The 19,133-nt window shown below is 67.3% G+C and carries 20 protein-coding genes and 1 riboswitch; of the genes, 7 read left to right on the plus strand and 13 right to left on the minus strand.

Translation table 11 applies throughout. From position 1 onward, the window contains the following. Nucleotides 1-43: 43 nt before the first annotated feature. Together OG326_RS22520 and OG326_RS22525 are read left to right on the plus strand one after the other, a co-directional pair. Nucleotides 44-466, plus strand: a complete 423-nt coding sequence (locus tag OG326_RS22520; RefSeq protein ID WP_327139081.1) for a MarR family winged helix-turn-helix transcriptional regulator — start codon at nt 44-46, stop codon at nt 464-466. An 18-nt stretch (nt 467-484) separates the two neighbouring features. Further along, complete coding sequence (locus tag OG326_RS22525; RefSeq protein ID WP_327139082.1) at nt 485-1,354, plus strand: LLM class F420-dependent oxidoreductase; 870 nt, start codon at nt 485-487, stop codon at nt 1,352-1,354. 157 nt (nt 1,355-1,511) lie between these two features. Here the strand turns inward: OG326_RS22525 and OG326_RS22530 are convergent, their stop codons facing one another. The 6 genes from OG326_RS22530 to OG326_RS22555 all read right to left on the minus strand — a co-directional run bounded on the left by OG326_RS22530 (nt 1,512) and on the right by OG326_RS22555 (nt 5,898). Next, entirely contained in the window at nt 1,512-1,763 is a 252-nt protein-coding gene (locus tag OG326_RS22530) for a hypothetical protein (protein ID WP_327139083.1), read from the minus strand. Nucleotides 1,764-1,802: 39 nt separating this feature from the next. Next, nucleotides 1,803-2,876 (minus strand): DNA polymerase domain-containing protein, encoded by a 1,074-nt coding sequence (locus tag OG326_RS22535; protein WP_327139084.1) that lies wholly within the window; start codon nt 2,874-2,876, stop codon nt 1,803-1,805. Next, nucleotides 2,873-3,988, minus strand: coding sequence for an ATP-dependent DNA ligase (locus tag OG326_RS22540; protein ID WP_327139085.1), 1,116 nt, complete (start codon nt 3,986-3,988; stop codon nt 2,873-2,875). The genes OG326_RS22535 and OG326_RS22540 overlap by 4 nt, the downstream gene beginning before the upstream one ends. A 114-nt stretch (nt 3,989-4,102) precedes the next feature. Then, a complete protein-coding gene (locus OG326_RS22545) occupies nt 4,103-4,501 on the minus strand; it encodes a cold shock domain-containing protein (protein WP_327139086.1) in 399 nt (132 codons plus the stop codon). A 43-nt stretch (nt 4,502-4,544) separates the two neighbouring features. After that, complete coding sequence (locus tag OG326_RS22550) at nt 4,545-5,645, minus strand: SPFH domain-containing protein (RefSeq protein ID WP_327139087.1); 1,101 nt, start codon at nt 5,643-5,645, stop codon at nt 4,545-4,547. A gap of 19 nt (nt 5,646-5,664) precedes the next feature. Then, nucleotides 5,665-5,898, minus strand: coding sequence for a hypothetical protein (locus tag OG326_RS22555; protein WP_327139088.1), 234 nt, complete (start codon nt 5,896-5,898; stop codon nt 5,665-5,667). Between the two features lie 236 nt (nt 5,899-6,134). Here OG326_RS22555 and OG326_RS22560 point away from each other — a divergent pair, with 236 nt between their 5' ends. Continuing rightward, nucleotides 6,135-7,667, plus strand: a complete 1,533-nt coding sequence (locus OG326_RS22560) for a DHA2 family efflux MFS transporter permease subunit (protein WP_327139089.1) — start codon at nt 6,135-6,137, stop codon at nt 7,665-7,667. Between the two features lie 81 nt (nt 7,668-7,748). On the opposite strand, the gene OG326_RS22565 is transcribed toward OG326_RS22560, so the two are convergent. Beyond that, complete coding sequence (locus OG326_RS22565) at nt 7,749-8,159, minus strand: nuclear transport factor 2 family protein (RefSeq protein ID WP_327139090.1); 411 nt, start codon at nt 8,157-8,159, stop codon at nt 7,749-7,751. Between the two features lie 70 nt (nt 8,160-8,229). Between OG326_RS22565 and OG326_RS22570 the strand changes: the two genes are divergently transcribed. Together OG326_RS22570 and OG326_RS22575 are read left to right on the plus strand one after the other, a co-directional pair. Further along, complete coding sequence (locus OG326_RS22570) at nt 8,230-9,138, plus strand: LysR family transcriptional regulator (protein WP_327139091.1); 909 nt, start codon at nt 8,230-8,232, stop codon at nt 9,136-9,138. 335 nt (nt 9,139-9,473) lie between these two features. Beyond that, nucleotides 9,474-10,658, plus strand: a complete 1,185-nt coding sequence (locus tag OG326_RS22575; protein WP_327139092.1) for an IS110 family transposase — start codon at nt 9,474-9,476, stop codon at nt 10,656-10,658. Nucleotides 10,659-10,733: 75 nt separating this feature from the next. Here OG326_RS22575 and OG326_RS22580 read toward each other — a convergent pair whose 3' ends face one another. The 3 genes from OG326_RS22580 to OG326_RS22590 are packed head-to-tail and all read right to left on the minus strand — an operon-like array spanning nt 10,734 to nt 14,490. Continuing rightward, nucleotides 10,734-12,050: an ABC transporter ATP-binding protein gene (locus OG326_RS22580; RefSeq protein WP_327139093.1), complete on the minus strand. Its 1,317-nt coding sequence runs from the start codon at nt 12,048-12,050 to the stop codon at nt 10,734-10,736. Between the two features lie 11 nt (nt 12,051-12,061). Then, nucleotides 12,062-13,792 (minus strand): ABC transporter permease, encoded by a 1,731-nt coding sequence (locus OG326_RS22585; protein WP_327139094.1) that lies wholly within the window; start codon nt 13,790-13,792, stop codon nt 12,062-12,064. Continuing rightward, nucleotides 13,789-14,490 (minus strand): MgtC/SapB family protein, encoded by a 702-nt coding sequence (locus OG326_RS22590; protein WP_297625519.1) that lies wholly within the window; start codon nt 14,488-14,490, stop codon nt 13,789-13,791. Before OG326_RS22590 ends, OG326_RS22585 begins: the two co-directional genes overlap by 4 nt. Before the next feature lie 197 nt (nt 14,491-14,687). Then, nucleotides 14,688-14,861, minus strand: a riboswitch (M-box (ykoK) riboswitch). Nucleotides 14,862-14,955: 94 nt separating this feature from the next. On the opposite strand from OG326_RS22590, the gene OG326_RS22595 reads away from it, so the two are divergent. Then, the gene (locus OG326_RS22595; RefSeq protein WP_327139095.1) at nt 14,956-15,363 is read left to right on the plus strand and encodes an AraC family transcriptional regulator; all 408 of its coding nucleotides are present in this window, start codon (nt 14,956-14,958) and stop codon (nt 15,361-15,363) included. 96 nt (nt 15,364-15,459) lie between these two features. Here OG326_RS22595 and OG326_RS22600 read toward each other — a convergent pair whose 3' ends face one another. After that, nucleotides 15,460-16,815, minus strand: a complete 1,356-nt coding sequence (locus tag OG326_RS22600; protein ID WP_327139096.1) for an MFS transporter — start codon at nt 16,813-16,815, stop codon at nt 15,460-15,462. A gap of 315 nt (nt 16,816-17,130) precedes the next feature. Here OG326_RS22600 and OG326_RS22605 point away from each other — a divergent pair, with 315 nt between their 5' ends. Next, on the plus strand, nt 17,131-17,550 hold the full coding sequence (locus OG326_RS22605) for a VOC family protein (protein WP_327139097.1): 420 nt from the start codon (nt 17,131-17,133) through the stop codon (nt 17,548-17,550). A 125-nt stretch (nt 17,551-17,675) separates the two neighbouring features. Here the strand turns inward: OG326_RS22605 and OG326_RS22610 are convergent, their stop codons facing one another. Both OG326_RS22610 and OG326_RS22615 read right to left on the minus strand, forming a co-directional pair. Beyond that, nucleotides 17,676-18,161 (minus strand): carboxymuconolactone decarboxylase family protein, encoded by a 486-nt coding sequence (locus tag OG326_RS22610; RefSeq protein ID WP_327139098.1) that lies wholly within the window; start codon nt 18,159-18,161, stop codon nt 17,676-17,678. 224 nt (nt 18,162-18,385) lie between these two features. Further along, on the minus strand, nt 18,386-19,018 hold the full coding sequence (locus OG326_RS22615) for a TetR/AcrR family transcriptional regulator (RefSeq protein ID WP_327139099.1): 633 nt from the start codon (nt 19,016-19,018) through the stop codon (nt 18,386-18,388). Between the last annotated feature and the right edge of the window lie 115 nt (nt 19,019-19,133).

Consider the following 19,133-nt stretch of genomic DNA (forward strand, 5'->3'; position numbering starts at 1 on the left):
CAGTAGAACACCGCCGGGTTGTCGTAGCAACTAGAATGTGCCCATGGCCCCTCTCAGTGACGACGAACTGGCCGCCTGGCACGCCTGTAAAGCCCTGGGCGATCAGGTGACTCGCCGCGTCGGCGCCGATATCGCCGCCGAAACCGGCTACTCCGGCACTGACTACGGGGTGCTCTCGCGTGTGGCGGAGCTCGGCGGCGGCAGCCTGCGCCAGCAGACCCTCGCCGACTCGATCGGGCTGCACAAAGGCGCTCTGTCCCATCAGCTCACCCGCATGGAGAGCCGCGACCTCATCCGCCGCGAACGCGCCCGGGGCGGTGTCGAGGTGGTGCTGACCGCGCAGGGGGAGCAGGCCCTGCGGCGAGTGCGCCCGGTGCACGCCGCCGCGGTCCGCAAATACCTGCTCGATCGCCTCACCGACCAGGACCGCGCCGCGCTGCTGCGCATCGCCGCCGCGCTCGGCTGAGAATCGCGCGATCGGGGAATGCGGGTCGCGCTACCGCTGTTGGCCGCAGGTATGGCCAATGAACAGTTCGGGAAGTTCGGTGTGTGGCAGCCGCATTCGCTGGTGACACCCGAAGCGGTGCGGGAGCTGGAAGAGCTCGGCTACGGTGCGGTGTGGCTGGGGACCTCCCCGCCCGCGGACTGGGACGGGTACGACGCGCTGTTCGCCGACTCGCAGCACATCATCGTCGGCACCAGCATCGTGAATGTGTGGGCCACCCCCGCCAAAGCCTCCGCGGATCTGTTCCACCGTCTGGAGAGCAAGTTCCCCGGCCGTTTTCTGCTGGGCATCGGGGCCGGACATCGTGAATTCAACGACGGTTACACCAAACCCTATGACGCCCTGGTCAATTACCTCGACGAACTCGACGAGGCGGGTGTTCCGAAAGATCGCCGCGCGCTGGCCGCCCTCGGCCCCAAGGTGGCGAAACTGGCCCGCGACCGCACCGCCGGCGCGCTGCCGTACCTCACCACCCCCGCGCACACCGCCGACCTGCGCGCCCTCTTCGGCCCCGGCACCCTGCTCGCTCCCGAACAGAAGGTCGTTCTCGAGGAGGACCCGCAGCACGCCCGCACCATCGCCCGCGAACGCGCCGCCTACTACCTCAACCTCGCCAACTACGTGAACAACCTGCGCCGCTACGGTTTCGACGAGCAGGACCTCACCTACCCCGGCAGCGACCGCGTCATCGACGCCATCGCCCCGCACGGCACCCCCGACCAGATCGCCGACGCCCTCACCGCCCACCTGACCGCGGGCGCCGACCATGTGGCCATCCAGATCCTCGGCGGCGACTACGTCGGCGCCCTGCGCACCCTCGCCCCCTACCTCACCGCCCGCACCAGCTGAGCGCTGTCGCCTGCCCGGGTCATGGCAGACCGGGCAGGCGACCGACTATCGGCGTGTTATTGCCTGACCCCGGCGAACGCCCGCGCGAACAACACCTCGCGCAGGGAACCGTCGAGAATTCGGTCCCCGAGGCAGCTCCTGTCTGCGACGGGTTCGCCTAGAGGCGCGGGTCGTGGACCAGCAGGAAGCCCGAGAGGGTGAGGGAATCGTCGGGGGCGTGGTCGGCATCGGCCCAGAATTCGCGGCCGGGCAGTTCATTGGCGGGCAAGCCCGCCTGGGTGGCGATCTGGGCGGCGGGCCAGCTCAGGGGTGAGCGGGCGGGATGCCAGGGGGTTTCGAGGTAGGCGAGGGCGCTGTCGCTGTCGCCGAATACCAGGACACACCGCACTCGCACCCGCTCTGTTGCCACAGCTCCATCATCGCCCTCGGGGGCGGTACTGCGCACCGGTCATTCGGTGGCCGAGTCACTGTCCTTACGGGCGCGGGAGGGCTGGACGCGGGAGGGCTCGTTCGGCATCTTCGGATACTGCGGCGGCCAGGGGGCGTCCATCAGGCCTGCGGCCATATCCTTTTCGGACATTTCCAGCAGGGGCGTCAGGGATTGGGGGGTGCGGTCGGCCCAGGGATCACCGAGTTCGGCCAGCCGGGCGGGGACGGTCGCGATGGTCATCTCGTCATTGGTGACCTGTGGCAGCGCCTCCCAGCTGATCGGGGTCGAGACCTGCGCGCCGACCTTCGGGCGCACACACCAGGCGCCGAAAACCGTTTTGTGGGGCGCGTTCTGGTTGAAGTCGACGAAAACGCGCGAGCCGCGCTGCTCCTTCCACCACTGGGCGGTGATGGTGCCGGGGTGGCGGCGTTCGAGTTCGCGGGCCAAAGCCACTGCGGCCGAACGTACTTGGTAGCCGTCCCATTTCGGCTCCAGCATGGCGTACAGGTGCAGGCCGCGCGAGCCGGAGGTTTTCACCCGCACATCGATGCCGAGTTCGGTGCACAATTCGCGGGTGTGCACGGCGGCGGCGCGCAGATCATCGAAGCTGATGCCCGGCGAGGGATCCAGGTCGATGCGCAGCTCGTCGGTGACCCCGGTGGGCGGCAGCACCGCACCCGCGGCATCGTGCACCGGCGGTGCGGTGCTCACCAGATCCGCGCCGGCATGGGTGGGCCAGACGTGAAAACCCAAGCAGCCCAGGTTCACCGCCCACAGGATGTGCGCCATATCGGCGGCGACGAGTGCGTCGCTGGTGGTGCCGTTCGGGGTGGAGACCACCGTGGTCTGCAACCAGTCCGGCACCGATTTGGGCACCCGCTTCTGGAACCACGACTTACCGCCCGCCCCTTCGGGATAGCGCTCGAGCAGCACCGGGCGATCCTTGATGGTGCGCATGATGGGTTCGGCGACCGCGAGGTAGTAGTTCGCCAGATCCCGTTTGGTCTCACCGCGTTTGGAGAAGTAGATCTTGTCCGGGCTCGACAGGGTGACACTGCGCCCGTCCACCTCGATCTCGACGGAATCGCTCATCGCGCAGTACCTTTCGCCTCATCGAAGATCGCCGACAGCTCGGCCGGGGCGACCTCGTCGAGCTGGGCGTAGGTGCACGAGTCCGGGGTGCGGTCGGTGCGGAACCGCGCGAGCCGCCCGCCGTGGCGGAAACGCCCGGCCATCACATGCTCGTAGCGCACCTCGGCGACCAGCTCCGGCCGCAGCGGTTCCCAGGACAGATCCTTGCCGCCGGTCCAGCGGCTCACCCCGCCCGGCATCTTGCCGTCCGCGCGCGCCTGCGCGGCCGCATCGGCCCACTCGCGCCACGGATGGTTCTCGAGGGCGTCGACACGCAGCGGCGCCAGCTCGCCGACCAGCTCCTTGCGGCGGGCGGCGGTGAAACTGCTGGCCACCCCGACATGGTGCAGATTGCCCTCGGCGTCGAAGAGCCCCAGCAGCAGCGAGCCGACCCCTTCGCCGTCCTTGTGCCAGCGGAATCCCGCGACCACACAGTCGGCGGTGCGCTCGTGCTTGACCTTGAACATCACCCGCTTGTCCTGCAGGTAGCCCAGATCCGCGGCCTTGACCATCACCCCGTCGAAACCCGCGCCCTCGAACCGGGTGAACCAGTCCTGCGCCACGTCCGGATCAGCGGTGAGGGGCGTGAGGTGAATCCGGGTCACGCCGCCTTCACCGGCCCCGTCGCCGCCGCGTTCGAGCACGGTTTCCAGCAGCCGCCGCCGCTCGGAGAACGGTTCCGCGGTCAGATCGCGATCCCCGAGCGCCAGCAGATCGAAGCCGACAAAACTGGCCGGTGTCTCCACCGCCAGCTTGTTCACCCGCGACGCCGCCGGATGCAGCCGCTGCTGCAGGGTGTCGAAATCGAGTCCCTGATCGGTGACCACGACGATCTCGCCGTCGATCACACACTGCGGGGGCAGCGTCCGACGGAAGATCTCCACCAGTTCCGGAAAATACCGGGTCAGCGGGCGATCATTGCGCGATCCGAGTTCGATCTCGTCCCCGTCGCGAAAGACGATGCACCGGAACCCATCCCATTTGGGTTCGTAGCGCAGTCCTTCCTCGCGCGGCAGGGCCGAGACCGATTTCGCCAGCATCGGTTTGACCGGTGGCATGACAGGCAGCTTCACTCGACCTCCTAGGGTTGGGTTCACCCAGGTAGACGGCGCGACCGGCCGAAACTCACCGGTCGGCTGCCTCCCACGAAGATCGTACGGGGCTAGCGGTCTGTTTCGCGGTACTGCTCAGCTTTCGAGCCAGCCGTGCTGATCGGCGAATGCCGTCAGCCTGTCGCGGATGGTCAGTATTTCCCCGGCCGTGAGCGCGGGGCTGGCATCCAGCAGCAGCTCGGTGATGAGCCGGCGATGTTCGGCGGCACTGAGCTGCCCGGCGCCACCGGCACGATCTTTGACCTTGTGGGCGCGCACCGGCGGCGGCGCACCGGCGACCAGTGCGAGATTGATGGCCTTGGGCCCCCGATCACCCTCGGTCACGTCGAATTCGAACACCCGCCCCTGCCGCAATTCGTCTTCATCCAACCCGATGTCGTTCACATGAACGAACACGTCCGGCCCACCGTCTTCCGGACGGATGAAACCGAACCCCCGAGAGCTGTCGAACGACACCAATTTCCCGATGGACACCTAAACACCTGCTCCTCGTCGCCGCGTCCCTCTTGCGGCAAGCCTAGTCCGCAGCACGATCATTATTGGAAGAAAGTGCCTTTTGTAACGAATTGAAAACAGTGAGGCCCTGACCCACCATGCCGTTGACGAGCTCGCCCACGCCTTCGGGACCATTGAGCACCGTCAGGTTGGCATTGGCCAGCCCCGCCGAGGCCGCCTTCACGATCTCCGGAAGCTGTTCGATGAGCAGCTGATCGAGCGCGATGCGATTGTTGGAGGAGGCCGCCTCGGCCTGGATGCGCGTGCGATCGGCCTCGGCCACCGCCAGGATGCGCACCCGTTCCGCTTCTGCCAGAGCGGGTTTGACCACTTCGGCCTGCAGCTGCTGCTCGCGCAGCTCGGACTGCTTGCGCGCCTGCTCGGCCTGCGCGGTCAGTACGCCCTGCAGGGCGACGGCCTGCGCGAGCGGACCCGACTGTGCCGCTTCGGCATTGGCCTTGTCGATGTCCTGCTGATACTGCGCCCGCAGGATGGAGGTCTCGCGGGCGTATTCGGCTTGGCGGCGCAGCGATTCCTGCTCGGCCTCGGCGGCGGCCTGCGCGGCGGCGGCCTGGGCGATCTGCGCATCACGCTGGATCGCGGCATTGTGCGGCGCGGCGAGTGCGGTGATGTAGCCGAGATTGCCGTCGTCGATGGACTGGATCTGGAACGAGTCCACCGACAGCCCGATATTGCCCATCTCCACCTTGGAGGCCAGCAGCACCTGATCGGCGAGCTTCTGCCGTTCGCGGATGATCTCCTCCACCGTCATCGAACCGACGATCGAGCGCAGGTGGCCGGAGAAGATGCGCCCGGTGAGCACCGACATCTCCCGCTCCTGCTCGGACAGGAACCGTTGTGCCGCATTGACTATCGACTGCGTGTCATTGGCGACCTTGAACGCGATGACCGCCCGCACGTCGAGCTGGATGGCCTGGGTGGTGACGCAGCGTTCCTGTATCTCCGATTCGAACATGGCCAGCGACAGGAAGCTGACCTTGCGGAATAGCGGCAGCACCCAGGTGCCGTGTCCGATCACCACACGAAACGGCGCATTCTCCTTGGGCCCGCCGCCACTGACGAGCATGGCCTCGTCCGGATCGGGTACGTGGTAACCCAGCACTGTTGTCTCCCTCGATGTCTCAGATATCCCCACGATGGTCGTCCGGGAGTGGAATCCACGGCACCACATCCACGATTCGCCCCGGATGCACGGCCACCACCAGCACGCTGGCTCCGGTGTCGATCACCTGGTCGGCTCGTGCGATGTACAGCTCGGTCCCCCCTCGGATTGCGACCAGCACCTCTCCGAGCATGTGCTCGCCCCGGATCGGCGTCGTCAGCGTACCGGTCAGTCCCAGTACCGGGTCGGACATCGCGGGCAACTCCTTGTATTCACGGTGAAAGACCAGCGTAGTTGTCGCAGCGGCCAGTGGGCGGACCGTGCGGTCGGATTTTGCGACCGAATTGATAACTGAAGCTTTGCGACTACTCGGTATCATTTGGAACGGCTCGCCGCTCCCGCACTCGTGAAAGGTGCCGAAAATATGCCTGCGCGTGTCGATGTGAAATTGTTCTGGTTCCCCGGCGGTCGAGCTGGCAGGCTGAAGCGGTGACCACCCCTCCGGATACACAGGCCACAGATTCGGCCAACGATAAATTGGACGCCCGCGTCTTCAAGATTGCCGGCGTCGTCGTGCTGGGCGCCATCATGTCGATCCTCGACGTGACCGTGGTGACCGTGGCAATCCCCACCTTCCAGCACGACTTCAGCACCACCTACGCCGTCGCGGCCTGGTCGATGACCGGCTACACCCTCGCGCTGGCCACCGTCATTCCACTCACCGGGTGGGCGGCAGACCGATTCGGCACCAAACGCCTCTACATGGCGGCCCTGATCTTCTTCGTGCTCGGCTCCATCCTGTGCAGCTTCGCATGGAATATCAGCTCGCTCATCGGATTCCGTGTGATCCAGGGCCTGGGCGGCGGCATGCTCATGCCGCTGGGCATGACGATCATGACCCACGCGGCCGGCCCGCAGCGCATCGGCCGCGTCATGGCGGTACTCGGCGTGCCGATGTTGCTGGGCCCCATCGCCGGCCCGATCCTGGGCGGCTGGCTGATCGACAGCTTCAGCTGGCACTGGATCTTCCTGATCAATGTGCCCATCGGCATCATCGCGCTGGCCCTGGCGTGGATCGTCTTCGACGCCGACCGGCCCGAACCGTCGGAGAGTTTCGACTTCCTCGGCATGGTGCTGGCCTCACCCGGCCTCGCGCTGTTCCTGTTCGGCGTGTCCTCGATTCCGGGGGAGGGCACCGTCCTGGCGGCGAAGGTCCTCATCCCGGCGATCATCGGCGCGATTCTGCTGGTGGCGTTCGTCTTCCACGCCCTGCGCACCGAACATCCGCTCATCGATCTGCACCTGTTCCAGAACAAATCGCTGCGCTACGCCGTGCTGACCATGACGTTGTTCGCCATGGCGTTCTTCGGCTCGGGTCTGCTGCTGCCGAGCTATCTGCAGCAGGTGCGCGGGGAATCGACCCTCGCGGCCGGTCTGCTCATCGCCCCACAGGGTTTGGGCGCCATGCTGACCATGCCGATCGCCGGACGCCTGGTGGACAAGATGGGCCCGGGCAAGATCGTGCTCACCGGTATCACCATCATGGTGCTGGGCATGGCCTTCCTGACCCAGGTCAAATCCGATACCCCGTACGCGGCGCTGTGCGCGGCACTGTTCGTCATGGGTCTGGGCATGGGCTGCACCATGATGCCGACCATGACCGCCGCCATTCAGACCCTGACCCACGGTCAGGTCGCCCGCGGTTCGACGCTGATGAACATCGTCAACCAGACGGCCGGATCCATCGGCACCGCAACGATTTCCGTGGTGCTGACCACCCTGCTCAATCACCGGCCCCTGGCGGGTGCGGCCATCGGCTCGCGCTACAGCCCGGAACTGGCCGGAAAGATTCCCCCCGCTGATCTCGATCGCGGATTCTCCGATGCCGCACAGGCTTTCGGCCACACCTTCGTGGTCGCGCTGGTGCTGCTACTGCTCACGCTGATCCCGGCGTTCTTCCTGCCGCGGGTCAAACCGAAGAATCCGGAGCTCACCGACGCCCCGGTGGTTGTCGCGCACTGAAGTTTTCATCTCATCGCCCCCGCTCGGCACGATCCGAGCGGGGGCGATGTGTGTCTGATCGACCGGTCTCCCCGTAGCTCGCTAGCGTGCCGGAGTGACCGGCTGCAGGACCCGTTCCACCAGTGCGGTGTCGCAGTGCTCGATGACCTCGGTGATCCGGCCGCCCGCGAGCCGGAAGACGAAGCAGTAGGTCTGGTGGTACGGGCCGTGCGCGGTGACGCCGTAACCGCGGGCCTGCACCACCACCCGGTCGCCGTCGGCGAGCAGGAAGTCGGTCTCGAAGCGGTAGCCGCCGTCGAATTGGGCCATGATCGGGCGCAGCAGCCCGCTCAGCACCTCGGACCTGGGCTGCCAGGTGCCCGCCCAGGACCAGGCGCCCGGAAACGTCCAGCGGCAGTCCTCGGCCAGCGCGTCCCCGAGCGCGCGGGTATTGCCCTGCGCCAGCTGCTCGAAGATTCCGTGGATGAATTGCTTGTTCTCGATTGCGCTCACACCCCGAAATTACGGTCGACGCAGCCATGCGACCAGCGAGAATCACGCATATCTGGTATCACATTCACGCATGGCAGAGTTCACGGTGACCGGGTTGCGCGTGGTCCGGGAGGCAGCGCGCGGGGGATCGTTCACCCGTGCGGCCGAGCGGCTGGGTTATACGCAGTCGGCGGTATCACGGCAGATCACGCTGATGGAACAGGCGGCCGGGCAGGCGCTGTTCGAGCGGGGGTCGCGGGGCGTGCGGCCCACCGACGCCTGCCGGATCGTGCTGCGGCACGCCGACGCCGTCCTCGAGGCGCTCGATGCCGCGCGCGAAGAACTGCGTACTCCGCTGCCGCCCAGCCGAATACGGGTCGGGGCGTTCTCCACCGCCACCGCCGCCCTGGTGCCGCGCGCGATAGTCGCGGCGACCGCGCGCTATCCGGGACTGCAGGTGCGATTGCGGGAGGGCACGACTCCGGCACTGCTGTCGGCCCTGACGCGCAACCGCATCGATCTGGCCGTGCTGTCCGGTAGCGACGAGCTGCCCGAGGGCCTGGAATCGGCACCGCTGCTGCAGGATTCGCTCTACATCGCCGTGCACCCGGCGCATCGCCTGGCCGCGTCCGCCGCCGTGCCGCCCTCGGCGCTGCGCGGGGAGCGCTGGATCATCGGCAGCGCGGACCCGCGCACCACCCTGCTGGGCGCATGGGCCGACCCGGCCTGGGAACCGCATATCGCGCACGTCGCCCGCGACTGGGTCGCCAAATTGGGCCTGGTGGCCGCCGGACTGGGCATCACCGTGGTGCCCGGTCTGGCCGTCCCCGCGCTGCCGCCCACGGTTTCCCTCGTCCGCATCGACGATCCCGCCGCCGTGCGCCCCACTGTCCTGGTCCACCGCCGCACCGGACCCGCCGCCGATCACCCCTTCGCCGAGGCGCTGCGCGACAGCGCCGCCGAACTGGGTGCCGAACTGCGGCACCGACTTCGGCCGTGATCGCCGATGTCCGGGCGGGACCTCGGCGAGCACGGCGATGGTCCGGCACGCGGGCTCGGGCAGGTGGCGGGCGCGGACCGCGGCCCGGTGATGGTCCACGGCCGTTCGCCCGTTACCTTTTTAGTAGTCCTTGAACGAGGGCTACGGTCGCCAGGCCCGGTATGACTTCTTGCCCCTGTCGCTCGCATGATCCGGGGGGTGGTGTCGCCGGGTTCTGGTGGCGTCGATGGACCGCTGATAGGGACAGGGCCGCTGGTAGGTCTCCTCGTAACGTGGGTGCCGGGCATCGACGCCGGATCGGCGGCCGTCCACGCTGAGGCGACAGAGGTACCGAGATGACACAGGCGTATGCCGTGATCTGCGGCATCGACGTGGGAAAAGGCGAACATCACGCGGTCGGGCTCCGCACCGGCGATGGAAAACGATTACACGACAAAGCATTACCCAACGACGAGGCCCGGCTCAGAGCGGTGTTCGAGCGCCTGTCCGCCCACGGTCCACTGCTGATCGTGGTCGACCAACCCAACACCATCGGCGCGTTGCCGGTCACCGTCGCTCGCGCCGCCGGACACGACGTGGCCTACCTGCCGGGACTGGCGATGCGCCGCATCGCGGACCTCTATCCCGGCCAAGCCAAAACCGACGCCCGCGACGCGTTCATCATCGCCGACGCCGCCCGAACCATGCCCCACGCCTTGCGCCAGGTGGACACGGGCGACGAAACCCTCACCGAGCTCGGTGTTCTGGTCGGTTTCGACGACGACCTGGCCGGCGAAGCCACCCGCACCATCAACCGCATCCGTGGACTGCTCACCAGCATCCACCCGGCCCTCGAACGTGTCCTGGGACCTCGCACAGCGCACCCGGCGGTGCTCGAAATCCTTTCCCGCTGTGGCGGACCCGTCGGGATCGCGGCAGCCGGACGCCGCAAACTGACGACCATCGCCACCAAGCACGCACCGCGCATGGGCGCCCGGCTGGTCGAGGAAATCCTCACCGCGCTGCCGCAGCAGTCGGTCACCGTTCCAGGCACGAACGCCGCCGAGATCGTCCTGCCCAAGCTGGCAGACTCCTTGAAAGCTGTTCTGCTGCAACGGCGAACAATCGCCGAAGACATCGAGAGGATGCTCGATGACCACCCTCTTGCCAAGGTCCTGACCTCGATGCCCGGCGTCGGAGTCAGGACCGGCGCCCGCATCCTGCTCGAGGTCGGCGACGGCACGGCATTCGCATCGGCCGGCCATCTCGCCTCCTACGCCGGCATCGCACCGATCACCCACCGATCCGGCAGCTCGATCCGCGGCGAACACCCCGCCCGATCAGGCAACCACAAACTCAAACGCGCCTTGTTCCTCTCGGCCTTCGCAGCCCTGCACGACCCGGCCAGCCGCGCCTATTACGACCGCAAACGCGCCGAAGGCAAGAAACACAACGCCGCCCTCATCTGCCTGGCCCGACGCCGCTGCGACGTCCTCTACGCGATGCTCCACAGCAAGCAGCCCTACCGGGCTGCCGCTTGACAAAGAACATAGGGACACCCCCCGCACCCGCTGAGACTTCGGCTGTAGACACCGGTGACGCCTGGGAAAGGGCTCCTATGCGGTGGCCGACATGCCCGCCGGGTCCGCGGTGATGCGGCCGGAATCGGTGTCGTAGTCGTACAACTCGCCGTAGCGGCCCCATTCGATGGCCAATTCCAGTTGCCGGCGCGCGTCCTCGTCGGAGAAGCCGCGCCGCAGCAGGTCCTGGAAGAAATCGGCGCGGGCACTGCCGTCGGCGCTGCCGATCAGCGCACTGCAGATGGTGCGCACCAGGGGCGCGCGCCGGCGCGCCTGGGTGGCGAAGAGGTTCTTGCTGGTCTGGATATCGGCGGTGGTGAAGTTCGCGCCCACATTGGTCAGGATCACATCACCGGAATCGGCGATCAGGAATCCCAGCAGGGCGGCCGCATCCACCAGGGGCAGCAGATCGTCGAGTTCGAAGTTCAATTCGTCGGCGATCACCGGCAGATCGGCGCGCCCGTCCTTGGCGTAGACCAGCTCCAGCAGGCCTGCGATGCCACCGACCGAGGCATCGGGCAGCGGGATGGCGAACGGGGTGCCGGTATCGGGTGTGGCGGCGGCGATTTCGGTATCGCGACCGGTGAGCAGCCCGTAGATCTGATCGACCAGGGCCAGGAAACCGGGCGCGCGGCGATTGCGCGGGCGCGGCTGATCCACCACCACCTCGGCGATGATGTGCCCGGGATTGGCGCCCAGCACCACCACACGGTCGGCCAGCTGCACCGCCTCCTCGATATTGTGGGTGACGATGCAGATCGCGCGGGTCGGAAAGTCCTTGGTGGACCACAGATTCACCAGTTCGGTGCGCAGATTCTCCGCCGTCAGCACATCCAGGGCCGAGAACGGCTCATCCATCAGCAGCAGATCCGGCTCCAGCACCAGGGCGCGCGCGAAGCCCACCCGCTGGCGCATACCGCCGGAAAGCTCCTTGGGATAGGCGGTTTCGAAACCATCCAGGCCGATGCGGTCGATCGCCTCGAGCGCACGCTGACGGCGCTGCGCCGGCGGCACACCGCGCGCGGCCAATCCCAGCTCCACATTGTCCTGCACGGTCAGCCACGGCATCAGCGCGAAGGACTGGAACACCAGGGCCGCACCGGGATTGGAACCGGTCAGCGGTGTGCCCCGGTAGCGGACCTGCCCGCTGGTGGGGGCCAGCAGTCCGGCCACCGCGCGCAGCAGCGTGGACTTGCCCGAGCCCGAGCGGCCCAGCAGCGCCACGATCTCCCCGTCGCGCACTTGCAGATTCACGTGTTCGAGCACATTGAGGCGCTCGCCGGACGCGCCGTCGAACGACATGCCGACATCGTCGATATCGATGAGGACTTCGCCGGTGGTTGCGGTCGTCATGAGAAGTCTCCTTAGAACGAGTAGCGGCGTTGCGCCAGGGTGTAGAGCCGCCGCCAGAAGAGTCGATTGAGGCCGACCACATAGGCGCTCATGATGAGCACGCCCACCAGAATGCGCGGGCCGTCACCGACGCTGGTGGCGTCGGCGATATAGGAACCCAGACCTGTTGCCGTGAGCGTGGTGTCACCGAATTTCACGACCTCGGCGACGATGGCGGCATTCCACGCCCCGCCGGCCGCGGTGATGGCGCCGGTGACGAAGCTGGGGAAGATGGCGGGCAGGATCAGCCGCCGCCACCACAGGGTGCGCGGCAAGCGCAGACTGGTCGCGGCCTCGCGCAGATCATTGGGCACCGCCGAGGCGCCGGCGATCACATTGAACAGGATGTACCACTGCGCGCCCAGGGCCATCAGAACGATGCCCGCCCACTGCAGGCTCGCACTGGTCGCCAGCAGCACCGCGCCCACGAGCGGGAACAAGAAGTTGGCGGGGAAGCTGGCCAGCACCTGCACGATCGGCTGCGCGATACGGGAGACCTTGGGGTTCAACCCGATCCACACCCCGACCGGCACCCAGATGACGGTGGCGAAGAGCAGCACCACGATCACCCGCAGCAGCGTGATCGCGCCCAGGCCCGCGGCATGGGCCAGTTCCTCGAAACCGACCGTGGACCGGATATAGCGCAGCATGAGGAAACAGCCCGCCGCCAGCGCGACCGAGACGATGACCGTGAACACCAGATCATTGGCGCGGCGGCGCTTTTCGGGCACATACAGTTGATGCTCGGCCAGGCCGAACACCCGCATCATCCGGTCGATCGGATACACCAGCGGCCCGAAGACCCGACCCAGCAGCACCATGATGTGGCTGCGGCGCAACAGATTCAGCACCAGGCTGCGCGGGGCCTGCGCGGATTTGCTGTCCTCGAAGCGAAAACGCTCCACCCACACCGTGATCGGCCGCCAGAACAGCACATTCAAGCCCACTACCATGACGATCATGGCCACGATCGCCAGCAGCACCTTGCCGGTATTGCTCTGCGCGGCCGCACTGGCCACATAGGAGCCGATGCCCGGCAGCGCGTACTCGCGATTGTTGACGCTGATCGCCTCGGCCGCGGTCAGGAAGAACCAGCCGCCGCCGAAACTCATCATCGCGTTCCACACCAGCGGGAACATGCCGCTGGGCACATCCAGCCGCCAAAACCGCTGCCAGCGCGACAATCTCAGATTGCGGGCCGCCTCATCGAGTTCCCGCGGCTGCGAGATGAGGCTGTGGTGGAACGCGAAGGCCATATTCCAGGCCTGCGAGGTGAAGATCGCGAAGATCGACGCCGCCTCCAAACCCAGTGTGGAGCCCGGGAACAGGGCGATGAACCCGGTCACCGTCACCGACAGGAAACCCAGGATCGGCACCGACTGCAGAATGTCCAGCGCCGGGAGCATGACCTTCTCCGCGCGCGGCAACCGGGCCGCGGCGGTGGCGAAGACGAAGGTGAACACGATCGACAGCCCCAGCGCCAGGAACATGCGCAGCAGCGAGCGCGCCGCGTAGTAGGGCAGTTCGGCGGGATCGGTGGAAATGCTCGACGGTGCCGCGGAATCGTCGAAGGGCACGTTCATGCCCTGCGAGACCCGCACCACCAGCCAGATCAGGATCGCCGCGGCGGCGAAGACCGCGATATCGGCCCAGCGCGAACGCGGGCGATCGAGCACACCGCGGGTGGGATAGGTGGTGCTCATGCCTCGACCTCCGGTTGTGGCACCGTGCGCCAGCCGACACTGGTGACCGACGGCTCCAGGCTCAGCCGGCTCACCGCGGACTCCATCTGCCGGTCGTCGCGGCGATCCCCGGTCAACTCCGCGCGCACCTCCACCCGCCCGGGCACGGTGTTGTGACTGGAGATGGACACCAGCCGGAAGTCCGTGCGCGTCAAGGACTGCACCAGCAGCGAGCGCACCGCCGCCTCGTGCGCGTCATCGGTGACGGCGGTGAACGCGTACAGCGCGTCCTGATCGCGATCGACCGGCCGATCCACCGCGCGGGCGGCGGTGCGCAGCGCGGTATTGACCACCACGACCGCGACCGTGCCCGCCGCGGCGGTGGTGTACATACCGGCGCCGGTGAGGGCGCCGACCGCGGCCGCGCACCACAGGGTGGCAGCGGTATTGAGGCCGCGGATATTGAACCCGTCGCGCATGATGACACCCGCGCCGAGGAAGCCGATACCGGAAACGATCTGTGCCGCAACGCGAGTCGGGTCAGCGTCGCTGCCGCTGAAACCGTGTGCCGACAGCAGCACGAACAGGGTGGCTCCGGCGGAGACCAGAGCATTCGTGCGCAATCCGGCCATGCGTGCCCGGTACTGCCGCTCGAAGCCGATCACCGCACCGAACCCGACACCCGCGCCGAGCCGAAGTAGCATTTCCCACGTGGTCATGACGCCCTCCACTAAGAGGTCGGCGCACTCGTGAACGCACGCTACAGGGGAGAAAGCACCGCGCAGCGGAGAAAGGGAGTGTCGCCTGGTGAACGATTGGCTAACGGAACTTTGTCCGGTCCATCGGGCATGACACTCACCTCCAGCTGCGTCTGCGAGCGCGCCAGGGGAGTGGTTTCCGGCGCGAATCGCCGAACGGTGACCACCCCTCGTAAGACCTTTGGCACTCCACGGCGTAACCCGCACCAGGGGCGGGAGCCGGTCGGGATCACCCCTTAATCCGGGGAGACCTGTCCTGACCCGGGGCGTCTCTCGACGTTCGGGGTCGCCGGCCTGTATCCGCAGAGGAGCCTCAGCTAACGACGGCACCTTGCGGTAGCGAGTAAACACCCTGGTCGGTGCATGAGGCAACCCGGTGTGGCGCCCGTCGCACCGCTGTCACCGCAGGGCGGCATACTCGGGAACGTGGTTTCGGTACCGATCGCACGCCATCTGCTGCGGGCGAAAGATCTGGCCGACGCGCGCTACGGCGAACCCCTGGGGGTGGTCGATATGGCGGCGGCGGCCGGATTGTCGCGCGCGCATTTCAGTCGCGAATTCCGTCGCGCCTTCGGCGAGTCACCTCACAGCTATCTGCTCACGCGGCGGATGGAACGCGCCGCCGCACTGCTGCGCTATACCGATCATTCCGTCGCCGATATCTGCTTCCGCGTCGGCTGGCAGAGCGTCGGCTCGTTCACCACCACCTTCACCCGCACCTTCGGCCGGTCACCGACGATGTACCGCGCCGCCTATCCGCCCGCCGCCCAGCACGTGCGCGTGCCCTCGTGCATGGTGCGCTTTTTCGGCCGCCCGCAGAACAGCCCGTCCTGACGGCACACCCTGCCCGCAGCAGCGACACCACCGGGCGTGAAGGAAATCCGTTCCCCGACAGGTGAATCGGGCCCTTATGTGCCGGACTTCCGCCCCTCACGCGCCGACGGCCGCACCGCGCGCATCCGGGGCCGCGCCGGCCTTCGCGAGCACGGGTATCTCTCCGGAATCGGGCACTTCGGTGCCGCGCAGCGAGGCGCCCGCGGTCTCGCGCAGGAAGAACCAGGCGATCAGGCCGATACCGCAGCCGAAGACCATGTACAGCGCCGGGAACAGGGTCCAGCCGGTGCCGTCGATGACCGCCTCGTTCACCAGCGGTGCGGTGCCGCCGAAGACGGCCGTGGACACGTTGTAGCCCAGCGCGAAGCCCGCATAGCGGACCTGGGTGGGAAAGATGGCGGGGAAGGTGGCCGTGATGGTCGCCAGCTGCGGCAGATACAGCAGCCCCAATACCACGAAACCGAGGACGGCCCAGACGGTTCCACGGCCCATCAGCCAGTACATCGGGACCGCCAGCACCGCCAGGCCGATCAGCGAATACAGCCACATCGGCCGGCGCCCGACCCGGTCGGACAGGCGGCCGAACCACGGCAGCGCCGCCATCATGATCACCTGGCCGACCAGCATCATGGCGGTGGTGGTGGATTCGCCCATGCCCAGGGTGTGCTGCAGATAGGTCGGCTGATAGGTCAGCAGGGTGTAGTTCGCGATATTGAGCGCCACCACCAGCCCGGCCAGGGTCAGCAGCTCACGCCGGTAATCGGTGAACAGCACCCGCAATCCGGTCGGCGGCTGCTTCTGGGCCTGCACCTCGGTGAAGACCGGCGATTCCTCCAGCCGTGAGCGCAGATACCAGCCGATCAGCCCCAGCGGCACCGCCAGCAGGAACGGAATGCGCCAGCCCCACGCGTGCATGGCGTCCGAGCCCAGTGCCAGCTGGCAGGCCAGCACCACCGCCGAACCGCCGACGAAACCGCCCAGGGTGCCGAATTCCAGGAAGCTGCCCAGGAAACCGCGGCGGCGATCGGAGCAGGTCTCGGCGAGATAGGTTGCCGCGCCGCCGTATTCACCGCCGGTGGAGAAGCCCTGCACCACCCGCAGGGTGATCAGCAGAATGGGCGCGAGCACTCCCGCGGTGGCATGGGTGGGCAGGATGCCCAGGGCGCCGGTCGCACCGGCCATGAGCAGAATCGTGGTGGCCAGCACCGCTTTTCGGCCCACCCGGTCACCCAGCGGGCCCCACACCATGCCGCCGAGCGGGCGCAGCAGGAACGACACCGCGAAACCGAGCATGGTGCCCAGGGCGCCGAGGTGCCCGGGAAAGAAGGCGGCGGTGATGTAGGTGGCGGCCGCGGCGTAGACGCCGTAGTCGAACCATTCGGTGGCATTGCCCATGGCCGCTGCGGCCACCGCACGGGTCTGCTGTGCGGATTTCGGGTCGCGGGTGCTCATGAGCGGCTCTCTTCCCTGGTCGCGAGATCGGTGGTGCGCGGCACGACTGCGGTGCCCGCACGAAGATTCGACATACCCGGGGGTCTGTTCGAGCAAACTCGCGGTGCCGCCCGCGCCCGCGCGGCGATCGGCGGCCACCAGCGGGTTCAAGGGGTTTGTGACATGGATCGCACTGGCTCGAATGCGCCGGGCAAATGAGAAGCCATCGCACTGGCAGGCCCGGTGCAGAACAGCACGTTTCGAGAAGACTCAGCGGCTGCGGGCCGGTTAGCGTTCAGCACAGTCCGCAACAGGTCCGATCAGGGAGAACCGACAATGAAGATTTCCAGCGTGCAGCTGTGGGTCCACGACCAGGCCGCCGCGCTCACGTTCTATACCGAGAAGGTCGGTATGGAATTGCGTAGTGATGTGACCATGCCGGAGATGGGTGACTTCCGCTGGCTCTCGGTCGGTCCCGTCGGGCAGCCCGAGCTCGAGATCGTCCTCATGGCCGTGCCCGGGGCGCCGGTGATGGATTCGGAGACCCAGGCGCAGGTGCGCGACCTCATGTCCAAAGGCTATGCCGGAGCGGTCTTCCTGACCACCGACGATGTGCAGCGCGACTTCGAGGCCCTGCAGTCGCGCGGGGTGGAATTCACCGAGAAGCCGCAGGAGCAGCCCTATGGCATCGACTGCTCCTTCCGCGACCCGTCGGGCAACAATCTGCGCCTGGCGCAACTGCCCGCACAGGCCTGATCCGGTCGCCGCCGGCACGTCATCGCCGGTGCGTGTGCCCTGAGGGCATCGAGCGGGAAGCACCGGCGCTCGGGCGGGCCCGGCCCGGATCCGATGATCCTGGGCCGGGCCGGGATTCACCTCGGTCAGTCGGCCGTGGCCGCGAACGCGCCGGGCTTGTAGGACCCGCCCTGCTGGCGCAGGATCACACCGAGCCGATTGGCCGCATTGATCTGAGCCACCAGTGCGACCAGCGCCGCGATCTGCTCGTCGTCGTAATGCTTGCGCGCCTGCGCCCAGGTCTCGTCGGACACGCCGTGATGGGCGTCGGCGAGGCGGGTGCCCTCCTCGGCGAGCGCGAGCGCGGCCCGCTCGGGCTCGGTGTAGACCGTGCTCTCGCGCCAGGCCGCGACCAGATTGATCCGCACCGCGGGTTCTCCGGCATGCGCGAGATCCTTGGCGTGCGCATCGGTGCAGAACCCGCAGCCGTTGATCTGACTCACCCGCAACATCACCAGCTCCTGCGTGACCTTCGGCAGCGGCGACCCGATGAGCACCGTCGCCGCGGTGGCGAATCGTTTGGCGAACTTGGCGCCGACCTCGGTATCGAACATATTCAAACGCGATTCCATGACGTCGTCCTCACTTCTAGCGCTGCGCTGTGCAGCGGACGACCATGAGATGCCGGTGACCCGATTTCTGTGACAGTGCCCCGCTGTGGCGGGCGCCACAACGCCCCGCATCGTGTGCGGTATCGGCGGTCGGCATCGGCAGCGGCGACGCGATCGACCGGCCGGGAACCGTGTAGTGCCTCAGCTGTGAATCATGGTGGCGCGCAGCGTGTTCGGTGGCCGAATCAGGCGGGGTCCAGGCCGAGGTGGCGGGCCAGCAGGGCCATCTGGTCGGCGTAGTGGGCGATGAATTCGGGGGAGCGCGGGTCGGTGTCGCAGACGCCCTCGATGACGTGCGGCAGGGTGGTCGGGGCCATGGCGGCGGCCATGAGCATGACCAGCAGGCACTGCGGATCCAGCGCGGCGGGCAGGTGACCGGCCTCCTGCAGTTCGCGCAATTGCTGTACGCCCTCCCCGAGCATGCGGGTGCGCGGCGTGTGCTCCGGATCGTCGGCGGGGCCGGTGTATTGCAGGCCGGTCCAGGCCAGCAGGCGCGCACCCGCGGCATTGTGCGCCGCCTCCATCGCATAGGTGCGCAGCTGCTCCGGCAGTGCGGTGCCCGGGGGGACCAGCTCGCGCCGGCGCTGCTGCCACTGCTGTGAAACAGCTTGGTACAGGCCCTCTTTGCCGTCGAAGTAGTACGAGATCAGCTGCACGTTCACCCCGGCGCGGGCGGCGATCTCGGCGATGCGCGCGCCCGCGTAACCGTGCGCGCCGAACTCCGCGACCGCCGCGTCGAGGATCAGCGCGCGGGTGCGTTCGGGATCGCGCTGGCGGTCCTGGGGCTTGGGCGACCTGCGAGGTTTCGGATCGGGCACAGCAGTGAGCATACCCAATGCCTGATTGGTTCAAGTGGACATATGAATTAATCAAACAAACACTTGACACGGTGGGAGCGACGGGCCGAGCATGAGGTGGTGAGACAGGGGCGAT

The sequence above is a fragment of the Nocardia sp. NBC_01327 genome (genome assembly GCF_035958815.1).
In the GTDB taxonomy this organism is placed as follows: Bacteria; Actinomycetota; Actinomycetes; order Mycobacteriales; family Mycobacteriaceae; genus Nocardia.